The sequence below is a fragment of the Desulfitobacterium sp. LBE genome, from assembly GCF_007830365.1.
GTDB lineage: Bacteria > Bacillota > Desulfitobacteriia > Desulfitobacteriales > Desulfitobacteriaceae > Desulfitobacterium > Desulfitobacterium hafniense.
Map to the genome: position 1 here is coordinate 1505170 of NZ_VLKD01000001.1, position 13733 is coordinate 1518902.

13 protein-coding genes and 2 pseudogenes are annotated in these 13733 nt (G+C 50.7%); 10 read left to right on the forward strand and 5 right to left on the reverse strand.

Translation table 11 applies throughout. The annotated features are described in order from the left end of the window. Positions 1 to 282 precede the first annotated feature (282 nt). From DESLBE_RS26515 to DESLBE_RS07265, 3 genes and pseudogenes are all read left to right on the forward strand, one after another. Positions 283 to 447: a hypothetical protein gene (locus tag DESLBE_RS26515; RefSeq protein WP_172625400.1), complete on the forward strand. Its 165-nt coding sequence runs from the start codon at positions 283 to 285 to the stop codon at positions 445 to 447. Positions 448 to 453: 6 nt separating this feature from the next. Then, a pseudogene (locus tag DESLBE_RS07260) lies at positions 454 to 1027 on the forward strand (4Fe-4S dicluster domain-containing protein). Between the two features lie 2 nt (positions 1028 to 1029). Next, positions 1030 to 1863, forward strand: a complete 834-nt coding sequence (locus DESLBE_RS07265) for a DmsC/YnfH family molybdoenzyme membrane anchor subunit (protein ID WP_144676009.1) — start codon at positions 1030 to 1032, stop codon at positions 1861 to 1863. 137 nt (positions 1864 to 2000) lie between these two features. On the opposite strand, the gene DESLBE_RS07270 is transcribed toward DESLBE_RS07265, so the two are convergent. The 3 genes from DESLBE_RS07270 to DESLBE_RS07280 form a co-directional block, all read right to left on the reverse strand. After that, a complete protein-coding gene (locus DESLBE_RS07270; protein WP_144676011.1) occupies positions 2001 to 2210 on the reverse strand; it encodes a type II toxin-antitoxin system HicB family antitoxin in 210 nt (69 codons plus the stop codon). Continuing rightward, positions 2203 to 2382 (reverse strand): type II toxin-antitoxin system HicA family toxin, encoded by a 180-nt coding sequence (locus DESLBE_RS07275; protein WP_243131251.1) that lies wholly within the window; start codon positions 2380 to 2382, stop codon positions 2203 to 2205. The genes DESLBE_RS07270 and DESLBE_RS07275 overlap by 8 nt, the downstream gene beginning before the upstream one ends. 95 nt (positions 2383 to 2477) lie before the next feature. After that, on the reverse strand, positions 2478 to 2765 hold the full coding sequence (locus tag DESLBE_RS07280; protein ID WP_144676015.1) for a hypothetical protein: 288 nt from the start codon (positions 2763 to 2765) through the stop codon (positions 2478 to 2480). Positions 2766 to 2984: 219 nt separating this feature from the next. Between DESLBE_RS07280 and DESLBE_RS07285 the strand changes: the two are divergent. The 6 genes and pseudogenes from DESLBE_RS07285 (at position 2985) to DESLBE_RS07310 (ending at position 10141) form a co-directional block, all read left to right on the forward strand. Then, positions 2985 to 5562: pseudogene (locus DESLBE_RS07285) on the forward strand (molybdopterin-dependent oxidoreductase). A gap of 19 nt (positions 5563 to 5581) precedes the next feature. After that, entirely contained in the window at positions 5582 to 6157 is a 576-nt protein-coding gene (locus DESLBE_RS07290; RefSeq protein WP_011461140.1) for a 4Fe-4S dicluster domain-containing protein, read from the forward strand. Positions 6158 to 6159: 2 nt separating this feature from the next. Continuing rightward, positions 6160 to 6993 carry a DmsC/YnfH family molybdoenzyme membrane anchor subunit gene (locus tag DESLBE_RS07295; protein ID WP_144676017.1) on the forward strand — a complete coding sequence of 278 codons (834 nt, stop codon included), beginning with the start codon at positions 6160 to 6162 and terminating at the stop codon, positions 6991 to 6993. A gap of 442 nt (positions 6994 to 7435) precedes the next feature. Further along, positions 7436 to 8419, forward strand: a complete 984-nt coding sequence (locus DESLBE_RS07300) for an ABC transporter substrate-binding protein (protein ID WP_144676018.1) — start codon at positions 7436 to 7438, stop codon at positions 8417 to 8419. A gap of 35 nt (positions 8420 to 8454) precedes the next feature. Further along, complete coding sequence (locus DESLBE_RS07305) at positions 8455 to 9354, forward strand: ABC transporter permease (RefSeq protein WP_144676020.1); 900 nt, start codon at positions 8455 to 8457, stop codon at positions 9352 to 9354. Beyond that, positions 9347 to 10141 (forward strand): ATP-binding cassette domain-containing protein, encoded by a 795-nt coding sequence (locus DESLBE_RS07310; RefSeq protein ID WP_005808997.1) that lies wholly within the window; start codon positions 9347 to 9349, stop codon positions 10139 to 10141. Before DESLBE_RS07305 ends, DESLBE_RS07310 begins: the two co-directional genes overlap by 8 nt. Before the next feature lie 83 nt (positions 10142 to 10224). On the opposite strand, the gene DESLBE_RS07315 is transcribed toward DESLBE_RS07310, so the two are convergent. Together DESLBE_RS07315 and DESLBE_RS07320 are read right to left on the reverse strand one after the other, a co-directional pair. After that, positions 10225 to 12312, reverse strand: coding sequence for a heavy metal translocating P-type ATPase (locus tag DESLBE_RS07315; RefSeq protein WP_018213309.1), 2088 nt, complete (start codon positions 12310 to 12312; stop codon positions 10225 to 10227). Positions 12313 to 12336: 24 nt separating this feature from the next. Then, a complete protein-coding gene (locus DESLBE_RS07320; protein ID WP_015943762.1) occupies positions 12337 to 12558 on the reverse strand; it encodes a DUF6110 family protein in 222 nt (73 codons plus the stop codon). 413 nt (positions 12559 to 12971) lie between these two features. Between DESLBE_RS07320 and DESLBE_RS07325 the strand changes: the two genes are divergently transcribed. Beyond that, the gene (locus DESLBE_RS07325; protein ID WP_144676022.1) at positions 12972 to 13697 is read left to right on the forward strand and encodes a methyltransferase domain-containing protein; all 726 of its coding nucleotides are present in this window, start codon (positions 12972 to 12974) and stop codon (positions 13695 to 13697) included. The last annotated feature ends 36 nt before the right edge of the window (positions 13698 to 13733 follow it).

Below are 13733 nucleotides of genomic sequence, written 5' to 3' on the forward strand. Positions count from 1 at the left end.
ACGCGTTTGGTTGGTGTACGCATGCGCTCAGAGAGTCGATCAGTTACCTTGTGCCACCGTGTGTCTCGGCTTCAATGTGAATTGCCAGACCATAGCCATCGAGACAATCAGCGAATCCTCAGGTATGCGAGAGAAAGGAGGTCCGAGCTGAAAAGGCTGTCTTTACTCAACCAGGCATGCCGGCAGGCACAACGATGCGATACGCCTGCCTTACCGATCGCTTTATGCGCAGCCGCCTGTGAGTTGATCTGCCCTGGGTCGGCATGGCAGTCAGAAGGAGACATGAATGCCGACGGAGGAGCGGACAATATTCTCTGCGGACCGGTCTCCACCGGCCAAGGGGTCTCCGGCTGGAACAGCTGTATCTGCAACATGGAGAAATACACCGCCCCCTCCCTGATCCCGAGCAAAAACCCCAGCGGATTATTCTCTAAGAAAGGAGCGTGAAGGATCATGAGTCAATACGGATTCTATTTTGATATGACCTCTTGCATCGGCTGCCGCACCTGCCAGGTGTCCTGCAAGGATAAAAACGATCTGAACGTGGGAACGCTCTTCCGTCAGGTCAAAGCCTTTGAAACCGGTTCCTATCCAAAGCCAGGGATTTTTCACTATTCCGGCACCTGCAATCACTGCGAAAACCCCAAATGTGTCGAGGGCTGTCCCACCCAGGCCCTGCACAAGCTGGAAAACGGCATTGTGGATCATGATAAAGCCAAGTGCATCGGCTGCCGCTACTGTACCTGGAACTGTCCTTACGGGTCCCCCAATTCATCCCCGAACTGGGACAAATCAGCAAATGCAACATGTGCAAGGATCTCATCGAAGCAGGGGAAAACCCTGTCTGTATGGATGCCTGCCCTATGCGCGCCATCGAATGGGGGGACTTGGACGAACTCAAGGCCAAACATGGGGACAGCGTCAGCGAATTGCCCTTCCTGCCTGCTTCGGCCGTCACCAAGCCCGCTCTCCTGATTCAAGCCAAAACAACGCCCTGCACAACGATTTCAAAGGGAAGGAGATCTAACCATGGCTGAAACAAGTTTATTGATCTTTTCCTTATGCATGCAAGCCGCCATTGGGATCATGCTCTTTATCACGCTCAGCAAGCAGCTTTACAAAGAAAAGACCTTCAAAACCGCTTCCTATGTCGCCGCAGGGTTGAGCATCGTCGGCATTCTGGCCTCCCTGCTGCATTTGGGCAGACCCACAGCGTTCTTGAACTCCCTCTCCCACCTGGGCACCTCCTGGTTAAGCAATGAAGCCCTTTTAAGCGGTCTCTTCGCCGGCATCGCCATTGTCTATGCTCTGGTGCAATACCTTAAGCCGGACAACGCCGGCCTGGATCTGCTCCTGCGTTGGGCGGGCAGTCTTATCGGCCTGGCTGCCGTCTTTTCCATGGGGAAACTCTATTCCTCCACCACGGTGCCGATTTGGCAAGGAGCCCATACCTTCATCGATTTCTATGCCACGACCCTGGCTCTGGGTGCTCTTCTCTTTATCGCCTCCAGCCTGAAGGAGTTGCAGAATATGGATAAAAAGATCTACGGGGCCATTGTTCTGGCTGCTGTGATCTTCCAGGCCGTCTCTGCCGTTCCCCACGCCTTAAGTTTAGGCAAGGCGGGTATGGCCGCCCAAGCCAGCGCGGCCATCTTAAGCGGCATGACCATGGTCATCGTCCTCAAATGGCTTCTTATCCTGGGGGGAGCCGTGCTCCTGCTCTGGCCGGGCAAACAGGCAACCGGCAGCGGCTTTAAAGCCGGCCATGTCTATCTGGCCTGTGCCTGCCTGGTTTTAGGCCAACTGATCGGGAGGTATGTCTTTTACGCGGCGATCGTGACCACAAGTATCGGCATAACCTGAGCGTTATGAGCATCATGGGTATCATGCCCAAGTAAACGCTAAGGCCCTTAACCTTTCCGTCAGGAAGTGTTAAGGGCCTTAGCTTGATCCTTAGAGGCCGCCACAGATGGCGGCCTCTAAAAACTAAAGAGCAGATCTTATGCAAATAATAATCTCCCTTTGGGTTTGGGAATGGTTCTTCCTAAAGATTTTGCAGTTTCTATCCATTCATTTATAACTATTTCGATATTCTTTAAAACTTCCTGGTGTGTCCTGCCATCAGCACAACATCCTGGTAATTCCGGCACTTCTGCAATATATGCCTCGTCTTCATCGCTCCAGTATATGATTATCTCATATTTATGCATCAATACCACCTCCAAGCTTATATTTCAAAATAATTTGTCTTACCTGTTTAACTTGATACGGCTTTGCTTTAGACCCATTTGGTTGAATATTTATAATTTCGTCCATACCGTCTTTATAAAAAATATGATGGCTACCGCTAATACGTTCCTTAAAATCAAGGTGTCCCAACACTTTGCAGAGATCAGCAAAATCTATATCTTTATCTTTTGTTCCACATAGTATTTTTTAGTAATATCTTTTCGAATTGACCCATCTGCCCGCTCCTCCTACATGACCATTATACCAGTTTTCCGTAATTCTTTAATCATTCCTTTCGACAGCTCCTCACCCGCATTGGCAATGCATATATTCAAAGCAGACAAAGTGATTGACTGTTTCAATAATATCGTCAACATTTGCTGCTTCATTTCCTTTTCTTCCAGCAGCCGAGCCAATAAGCGTTGCTGCATGAGCCCCACTCCCCTCTTCCTTCTATTATACCATTTTCTAACTCTGATATCATCTTTTTGGCCGGTCAATGACCGGTCAACGGGATTCAACAGCAAAATACGCAACAGATCATCCTCCTTATCCCCCCACTTCGGGCCAAAATGCAATTTTAATACTATGTTAATGATTAATAATAATCTGTTAAGATTTTACTGCTATAATTTAGCTAGTCGGACTTTTCACCAATACAAAATAACCCCACTCAGCAGAGAGAGGAGGCCACATTCATTCAGCCTATTTAGTAATATGTTTCACTATAATCTAGTTTAAGGAGGCTTAACAGTATGGATTTCATTGACAAAATCACAGGTGCTAAATTAAGCCGGCGCTCCTTCATTTTAGCCAGTGCCGCCGCCACAGCCAGCCTATCTCTTGCCGGTTGCGGCAGCAGCTTAACCCAGGCCACAGCCGATCAAGCCGCCGACAAAGAAGGCAAATGGATCACCGCCGCCTGCTGGCATAACTGCGGCGGACGATGTCTTAACAAGGCCTATGTGGTGGATGGGGTGGTCATCCGGCAAAAAACCGACGACACCCACCCGGACAGCCCGGACTATCCGCAACAACGGGCCTGCGTGCGGGGACGGGCTCAACGGCAGCAGGTTTTTTGGCGCTGACCGTCTGAAGTATCCGATGAAGAGGAAGAACTGGGAACCGGGCGGAGGCAAGAAAGAGCTCCGGGGTCAGGACGAATGGGTGCGGGTATCCTGGGATGAAGCCCTGGATGCCATTGCCGGAGAAATAAAAAGAATCAAAGCGGAAAAGGATAACCGTTCACTTTTTGCCGATGGCGGCCCCGTCTCCAAGGTTTTGGCTTTATACGGGGGATATGTGCCCCATTGGGGAACCACATCCCGGGTAAACTGGACTTATACTCCCGATGTCATCGGTTACAGCCCGGAGTCCAATTCGGGGATCAATGACAGGTTGGATATGCGCAACTGTGATACCGTTATTATGTTTGGCCTCAATCCGGCCTGGAGTTCAGCCGGCAATCCCGCCTATAATTTCCTTCAGGTGAAAAAGGCCGGGGCCGAGTTTATTGCGGTTGATCCTTATTATAACGATACTTATGGCCTGCTGGAAGCGGATTGGATTCCCTGCCGGCCTGTTACGGATACGGCACTGCTTCTGGGAGTTGCCTATACTTTACTGGAAGAAGACGATCCGGTTCACAATCCTTTAATTGACTGGGAATTCCTGAAAAAGAATACCCTCGGTTTTGATGCTGAGAGTATGCCGGAAGGCACCAACCCCCAAGACAATTTTAAAGATTATGTACTCGGCACCTATGACGGTATCCCCAAAAATGCAGAATGGGCTGCCGAAATCAGCGGCGTCGCTCCGGACAGGATCCGCTATCTGGCCCGGGCCATGAACAAGAATAAAAAAGTAGCCATTTTAACCGGCTGGGCCTCTGCCAGAACTCAAAATACGGATAATCTGCCCCAGCTCTTTATGACCATCGGAGCCATGACCGGACATCTGGGAAAATCCGGCCATATGTGCGGAATCAGTTGCCACAGCCGCTCCAGTAACGGGGGCGACATGCTGGTAAAACCCGGCTCCAATAAATTGCCTTCAATTAAAAATCCAGTTGACGACAGCTTTAATGATACGGAAATGTGGCGGGCGATTGTCGACGGCAAATATAACTGGACAGGTCATCAGAAGTATTATAAAGGGGAAACACGGGATATTGATATCCGCCTGATTTATCACGACAGCGGTGCGGCCTTGCAATCCAGAGACGGGATGACCAAAGGCATTGAAGCTCACCGCAAAGTGGATTTGGTCGTCAGTCACGGTCAGTTCCTCACCACCAACGCCAAGTATTCCGACTTTGTCCTCCCCGTCACCACGGAATGGGAAAAAATCGGCGGGTTTTTAACCGGTAATCGGGAAATGGTGATTATGTATTCCCAAATCACCGAACCCATGTATGAATGTCAAAGTGACGAATGGATTGCCATCGAACTGGCCAAACGCTTAGGGATCGATCCGGATGAAGCTTTTCCCATCGATGCCAAACAACAGTTTTTCAATCAGATTGCCGGTGCAACCACCACCCATGAAGACGGGATAAGCAAAATCCCCATGGTCACCATCACGGAGGCCGATATTGCCGAATGGGGTGTTCAGGGCAAGCCTCAGGAAGGACGGATTGGTTTAAAAGAGTTCCAGGAAAAGGGTATTTTCCAAGTTGAAAGAAAACCGGGAGACAACTATGGCTTTATCGCCTTTAAAGAATTCAGAGATGACCCGGCAGCCAATCCCCGCCCCAATTCAGCCAGCGGTAAGATGGAAATCTACTCTCAAGTGCTGGGAGATACCATCAATAACCTGGGCTATAGTGAGATCAAGCCCATCCCCACTCATATTCCCCCTGTGGAAGGCTATGAGGCAACCTTTAAAGACTGGCAGGGTAAAGTCAAAGGGGACTATCCTTACCAGGTGATCAATCCCCACTACCTCCGCCGCTCCCACACCGTCTTCGACAATGTCCAGTGGCTCCGCGAAACCTGGCCCAACCCGGTCTACATCAGCACCCAGGATGCCAAGGAAAAAGGGCTTGCCGATGGGGATACGGTCTTACTAACCAGCCAGCACGGTAAAACCCTGCGCACCGCCTGCCTTACCGATCGCTTTATGCCCGGCGTCATTGGCCTGCCCCATGGCTCCTGGGTCGATATGGATGAAAAAACCGGCATCGATACCGGAGGAGCGGACAATATTCTCTGCGGACCGGTCTCCACCGGCCAAGGGGTCTCCGGCTGGAACAGCTGTGTCTGCAATATGGAGAAATATACCGGCGCCTCCCTAATCGCCGATGTGCAAAAACCCCAGCGGATTATTCTCTAAGAAAGGAGCGTGAAGGATTATGAGTCAATACGGATTCTATTTTGATATGACCTCTTGCATCGGCTGCCGCACCTGTCAGGTGTCCTGCAAGGATAAAAACGATCTGAACGTGGGAACGATCTTCCGTCAGGTCAAAGCCTTTGAAACCGGTTCCTATCCAAAGCCAGGGATTTTTCACTATTCCGGCACCTGCAATCACTGCGAAAACCCCAAATGTGTCGAGGGCTGTCCCACCCAGGCCCTGCACAAGCTGGAAAACGGCATTGTGGATCATGATAAAGCCAAGTGCATCGGCTGCCGCTACTGTACCTGGAACTGTCCTTACGGGGTCCCCCAATTCATCCCCGAACTGGGACAAATCAGCAAGTGCAACATGTGCAAGGATCTCATCGAAGCAGGGGAAAACCCTGTCTGCGTGGATGCCTGCCCCATGCGCGCCTTAGAATGGGGAGACTTAGAGGAGCTCAAGGCCAAACACGGGGACAGTGTCCAGGAACTCCCCTTCCTGCCTGCTGCGGCGGTCACCAAGCCCGCTCTGCTGATTCAAGCCAAAAACAACGCCAAGCAAAATGATTTCAAAGCAAAGGAGATCTAACTATGGGCGAAACCAGTTTATTGATCTTTTCCTTCTGCATGCAAGCCGCCATTGGGATCATGTTCTTTATCACCATCAGCAAACAGCTTTACCAGGATAAGACCTTTAAAACAGCTTCCTATGCTGCCGCAGGGTTGAGTCTCGTCGGCATTCTGGCCTCCCTGCTGCATCTGGGCCGACCCATGGCTTTCTTAAATTCCCTCTCTCATCTGGGCACCTCCTGGTTAAGCAATGAAGCCCTTTTATGCGGCTTCTTCGCCGGCATCGCCGTCCTCTATGCCCTGGTGCAGCACTTTAAGCCTGGCAACGCCAGCCTGGATCTGCTCCTGCGCTGGGGAGGCAGTCTGGTCGGTCTGGTCGCCGTCTTCTCCATGGGGAAACTCTATTCCTCCACCACGGTTCCGGTCTGGCAGGGAGCCAATACCTTTATCGATTTCTATACCACGACCCTTGCCATCGGCACTCTGCTCTTTATCGCCGCCAGCCTCAAGGAACTGCAGAATGTGGATAAAAAGATCTACGGAGCCATTGTCCTGGCTGCAGTGATCTTTCAGGCCGTCTCTGCCGTTCCCCATGCCTTAAGTTTAGGTAAGGCGGGTATGGCTGCCCAAACCAGCGCAGCCATCTTAAGCAGCATGACCATGGTCATCGCCCTCAAATGGCTGCTGATCCTGGGGGGCGCGGTGCTCCTCTTCTGGCCCTCCAAGCAAAAGTCCGGCAGCGGCTTTAAAGCCGGTCATGTCTATCTGGCCTGTGCTCTCCTGGTCTTTGGTGAACTGATTGGGCGGTATGTCTTCTACGCGGCGATTGTAACCACAACCATCGGCATAACCTGAGCATTGTGAGCATCGTGCGAAAAAATCGAAACCACTTTATTTTCTTCCGTCTGTCCACAAAAAAACCTTGACAAAAGAATCCACCCCATGATACTTTATTAAAAACCGTTGATGTAGAGATCAAACCGTGGAGCGCACTTACAGAGAGCCGGGAGGGCTGGAAACCCGGCAGAAAGCGGTACGGCAAATGGACTACAGAGGGCGCATGGAACGAAAGCCTGGGCTTTTTAGTATGATGCGACGCAGGCCAGCGTTATGAGGCAGGAGTGTGTTGGCACTCTGGAAGAGTTGGGTGATAGTAGTCTATTACCAAGCAAGGTGGCACCGCAGGTATAAGCCTGTCCTTGATTACGGGTATCCGTATCATGGGCAGGCTTTTTTGCATATTCCCGACACCTTCTGATCTCAAAAAACCAACAGAAAAAGGAGAGGAAGATAAATCATGAAAAAAACACTGGCAAAAATCCTTACTTTAATGCTGCTTCTGGCTGCTACCGGCTGCAGTGCGGAAACCACCCCCAAAAACAGTGACTCGGCCAATGCCATCCAGGTCGGTTTAGTCCAGCTGGCCGATAATGGTGCCTTCACGGACATGCGGGAAGGATTTATCGACAAGCTGCGGGAGCTGGGGTATACGGAAGAACAATTGGTCATCGACTACAAAAACGCCAATGGGGACACAGCAACCCTGAATTCCATCTTTCAAACCATGGTGGATGCTCAAAAAGATCTGATCGTGACCATCGGAACCCCCGCAACTCAGGCCATTGTCAATATGGACAGCGGCATTCCCGTGTTTTTCATCTCCGTTTCCAACCCAGTAGGAGCTAAAGTCATTACAGATATGTCCACACCTGATAAACATGCCACCGGCACCTCCAACGCTATCCCGGTCAGCGAAATGTTCAAGCTCTCTGATCAGCTGACACCTGACCGCCAAACTTACGGGTTGATTTACAATACCGGTGAAGTCAATGCCGTAACCACCATTGAACAGGCTAAAAACTATCTGGACTCCGTCGGCTTAAACTATAAAGAAGCTATCGTCACCTCTTCCTCCGAAGTTCAGCAGGCCGCCGAGTCTTTGGTCGGCAGTGTGGATGCCTTCTTCATTCCCAATGACAGCATGGTGCAAAGCGCTATGCCCCAAGTTGCTGAAATTGCCAAGCAGGCCAAGCTGCCTGTCTACGGCAGTTCTGCCGTCATGGTCCAATCCGGCGCCTTTGCCACAGTCAGCATCGATGACATCACTATCGGCGGCATCACAGCCGAAATGGCCGTGAAGTTCTTAAAGGGCACGCCAATTGAACAGATTCCGGCCATTACAGTGTCCGACTTTACCACTGTCATTAACCAATCCACGGCGGACGCTATCGGCGTGACCATTCCCCAGGATATACTAAGCCAGGCCGCCATCATCGAATAACCACCCTGACACATATTCTCACAGGAGGTAGGATTATGACTTTGCTTCTCGGCTCCGTCCAGCTCGGATTAATCTACGGCATGCTGGCTCTTGGCATCTATATTTCCTTCCGCATCCTCAACATTCCGGATCTTACCGCCGATGGGAGCTTCACTCTCGGACTCTCTGTGTCCGCTGTCATGACCCTGGCCGGCCACCCTTTTCTCGGTATTCTGCTGGCTGTTGCCGCCGGGGCTGCCGCGGGAACCGTAACCGGGCTGCTGCAGACCAAACTGGAGATCCATCCCATCCTTGCCGGAATTATTACCATGAGCAGCTTGTACAGTATTAATCTCTATATTCTCGGGAGCCGCTCCAACCTTTCCCTGATCGGCAGTGACAGCCTCTTCAGTCCCCTGGCCTGGCTTCCGGCCAACAAAGAAGTATTGAAGACCCTTGTCCCCTTTATCGTTTGCTTTCTTTGTGCCGCCGCTCTGATTTGGTTTTTCAAAACCCATCTCGGCCTCTGCATACGGGCCACCGGGAATAACGAAGACATGGTCAGAGCTTCCTCCATCAATGTGGATGCCATGAAAATCACGGCCATAGCCATTTCCAACGCCTGCATCGGACTGTCCGGCGCCGTCCTTGCCCAGTATCAGGGATATGCCGACATCAGCTCCGGCATTGGCATCATGGTGGTTGGTCTCGCTTCCGCTATCATCGGAGAAGCCATTTTCGGACGGCGTTCCTTGACGATAGGGCTGCTCTCGGCCATCTTCGGCTCTCTCATTTACCGCTTCATCATCGCCGCCGCCCTGAAATCCAGCATTTTCCCCGCCTATATGCTCCGGGTTGTCTCAGCCGTGATCGTGGTCATTGCTTTGTCCCTGCCCGTGATTAAAAAACACCTGGAATTACGCAGCATGAGAAAGCAGGTGGATCAGGATGCTTAAGATCATCAACGCAACCAAAGTCTTTTTAAGCGGCACACCCAACGAGCATATAGCGCTGAATAACATCAGCCTCTCCCTGGCCCAAGGTGAATTTGTGACCCTCATCGGTTCCAACGGTGCCGGAAAATCCACCCTCTTTAACGCCATCGGCGGCACTTTCTGGCTAAATCGCGGCCGGATTTTCCTGGAAGAGGAGAACATCACTTACCTGGCTGAGCATAAACGGGCCGCCATGATCGGACGTTTGTTTCAGGATCCACTGAAGGGAACCGCTCCCGATATGACCATCGAGGAGAATCTGGCCCTGGCTTATAACCGCCAAGGCCGGAATGGTCTGCGCCTAGGCGTGCACCCTCAGGATGTGAAAATCTTCCGTGAGAAAATCGCCCAATTGGATATGGGCCTTGAAAACCGCCTGCGGACCAAGGTAGGACTGCTCTCCGGCGGCCAGCGGCAGGCCCTTTCCCTGCTCATGTCCACCATTGCCGGCCCCCGCCTGCTCCTGCTCGATGAGCATACTGCAGCCCTGGACCCGGCAGCTGCCGAAAAGATCATGGCGATTACCCGGGACATCGTCAGTCAGGAGGGCATCACCACCATGATGATCACCCACAATATCCAGACCGCTCTGACAACCGGCTCGCGAACCATCATGCTGGACCAGGGCAAGATCATCCTGGATCTCGCAGGTGAGGAGCGCAAAGAAATGACGGTTCCCCGTTTGCTGGAATTGTATTCTCAGCAAAGTAAAACCGCCTTCGCTAATGATCGCATGCTGTTAAGTTAAGTCTAAATCCAGTTTATGTCTCTTAAGCCTCTTAAACCTTTTAAGCTTTTTAAGTCTGTAAGTCTGTTTAAAACTAAGCATTCCTATTCCGGCAAATAATTCCGCATACTGCTCACCCCGGTGGCTACCGTGGAGAGATTGTGCAGCAGCGCCGAGCTGCCGGGAGAGATAATCCCCAGCACACCAAGTGTCAACAGACCGGAATTAAAGCCCACCGTAAAGCGGAAGTTATTTTCGATCCTTCTGATCAGCAACGAGCTTAACCGGCGCAAGGCAACGATGGATTTTAAATTGCCCTGGGTTAAGACCACATCGGCAATATCCCGGGCGATATCCGCGCCGTTTTTCATGGCAATCCCTACATTTGCTGAGGAAAGGGCCGGCGAATCATTGATTCCGTCTCCCAGCATCATGACTCTTCTGCCTTGCCGCCGCAGCGAATTAATATAGTCGGCTTTTTCCGCCGGCAGCACCTGGGAGCGATAGTCATCGGCATCAATCCTTCGGGCAATGGCCTGAGCCGCTTTCTCACTATCTCCGGTGAGAAGGGCGATATGATGGATGCCCAGAGCCTTCAGCTCACCAACTATCCCGGCGGCTTCAGGCCGGATGGGATCTTCGATGCAAAGCATTCCCGCCAGTCTGCCCCCTACGGCCAGAAACAGCAAAGAGTACGCTTCCGCCTTCTTATCAATAACCTCCTGCTCGGCAGCTGTTACCTCCACCTTTTCATCCTCGAAAACAAAATGCCCGCTGCCGATGACGACACGCTTGTCCTCCACATAAGAAGCAATCCCATGAGCTACAATGTACTCCACATTGGCATGCATTTCCCTGTGCTTCAAATTCTTTTCATTGGCTTTGGCCACCACAGCAGCCGCTACCGAATGGGGGAAATGCTCCTCCAGACAGGCCGCCAAACGGAGAACCCGGTCACGCCGATACCCGCCAAAACCGATCACGTCAACCACATAAGGCTTGGCCTCGGTCAGGGTTCCGGTTTTATCGAAGACAATGGTATCGACCAAAGCCGCTTCTTCAAGGAATTTCCCGCCTTTGATAACAAAACCGTGCTGAGTTCCCTCCCGCATCGCTGTTAAAATAGCGATGGGCGTCGTCATCTTCAGCGCACAGGAGTAATCCACCATGAGAGCCGCCGAAGCCAGGGCCACACTTCTGGTCGCCAGATAAACACCTCCGGCGATCAGAAAGCTGTAAGGCACGATGGCATCAGCCATGTTTTCGATTTTTGACTGTACCGCCGCTTTCAGTCCCTCGGATTCATCGATAAGTTTTATGATCTGATTCAGTTTTGTTTCACTCTCTAAGGCGGTTACCCCGATCAGCAGCTCGCCCTCTTCAATGACCGTGCCCGCATAAACCGTATCCCCTGGGATACGCCTCTGCACGAGGGACTCCCCGGTCATAGTGGATTGATTGACCATGGCCTCCCCTTGGAGGACCACACCGTCCACAGGGATATAGCTCCCCATTCTGGCCACCACCTGCTCGCCGATGGCAATATCCTTCAGGTTGGCCAGACTTTCCTGCCCATTGCGTCTGACCCAGGCGGAATTCACTCGCAAAGCCAGGCCTTTGGCCAGATCATCCCGGGATTTCTTGTGGGTCCATTCTTCCAGCAGATTGCCTACGGAGAGAAAAAACATGACACTGCCTGAAGTATCATAATCTCTCTTTAAAATGGAGACGCTGATTGCCGCGGCATCCAACACGTCCACATTGAGCTTTTCTCTGCTCCAAAGCCGCTTAACCGCCTTCAAAACATAGGGCAAGGCTCCTTTCATCATCCATAAAGCCTTCAATCCCGGCGGCATATAGAGCTTTGTCAGAACCCTTTTGCCAATCATATATACCAGCTGGTTAAGGTATTGATCCGTGTAAGCATTGTAAGGAACTTCTCCCACCGGCAGCTCATAGTCTTTCAATTCCGCCCTCTTCAGCCCGGCTACCGCCTCAATGACCTCTTCGCGGCACCCTTCTTCGTAGTTCACGGCAAGGCTGCCGGAGAGCCGGTAGGGCTGGATCTTATGTATAAAACTATTTTTCGCAAGACTATGGCATAACGCTGCCGTTTCCTCTTGGGAAAAACCGCCTCCGGGAAATTTAAAGCGAATTCTTCCGGGAATATCATGGCTTATTGTATAGTTCATATCCGGCACCTAATGAATACTTGTCTATTCATGCTCGGAGACAAGCTTTGCCTCGGCCATGATATCGTCCACATTGGCCTTCGCTTCTTCAATCATTTTGTCGCATTCAGCCTTGGCCTTTAAGCCGGTTGCCAGGGTCTTAACATAAGCTTTCTTGGCCGTTTTGCTTGTCGCCAGCTTCAGGCCAAAGGTTCCCGCCATTAGCCCCAATCCGAACAAAGTTATTTTTTCTTTCCCTAACATCATAAGTTCCTCCCTTTCATTATTAAAAATGCATATATAATGATAATCATTATCATTATTTTAATAGAGTATACTACTCTCTTTTTTCTCTGTCAAGGGCATAGCAGGGGTCGCGCCTGGAAAAGATCCGGACTAGCAGCACTAGAACGGATTCAAAATAATCTCTGGCCATAATGAATAGTGCTATGATATAGTGAGTTAAAGAAAGAGGGAGTGTATTGATGTCGGTAATTCTGTAAGGGTTTAGTTAAGAACATGAAACGAGCAGATTGTTCTGCTTTTATTGGTGTTGTCAAAAACTGCCTTACAGATTGAATGAGCATCCATTATTTATAATGGTGTAATTTGTAGCGCAGTGTCACACTGTGCTTTTTTTGTTTTCTTTCTATAAGGCGAAAATTAGAAAGGAGCATACCATGTATACATTTACAAACCAGTTTATTTCTAATGATAAAAATGTTGAGTTCCTGAAAGCCGCTATGATGGGGCCAAATGCCATGCGCTTAGCGGAGGAATTGTCATCACACCTGAACATTGATGAGACTATGCGCATACTTGACCTCGGCTGCGGGTGTGGTCTTTCCACCCTTTTGTTAACGAAAAAATATGGCGCCTCCGTTTTCGCCGCCGACCTTTGGATCTCGCCAACTGAAAACTATGAGCGTTTCCAATCTCTGGGGATTGCTGATAAAGCCGTGCCGATTTCCGTAGACGCGACCAAAGGGCTGCCTTTCGCCAAGGGCTATTTTGACTTGTTGTTCACCGTGGATGCTTACCATTATTTCGGGGATACGGCGGAAATGCTCCCGTCCCTTATTCCTTTTGTAAAAAAGGGGGGCTATATCGCCGTGGCTATTCCTGGATTAAATTACGAATTTGAGGATAAGGTTCCCGATGAAATGCAGCCGTTTTGGAATAGCGAGATGGCAAGAACCCTGCACTCTCTTGATTGGTGGAAAGATTTGTGGAAGAAAGCAGAAGGCATTGAAATGGTGGACAGCCGCGAAATGGCCTGCTGCAGAGAGGCGTGGCAGGAATGGCTGACCGCTTATCATCCCATTGTCGCTGAGGACATCAAAATGATGAAGGCTGAAGGCGGAAAGTATTTTAATCTTGTTCAGTTGATCGCTAAAGTACTCTAATACCTTTGTTCCAAACTTTGCCCCTCAAAATGCCAA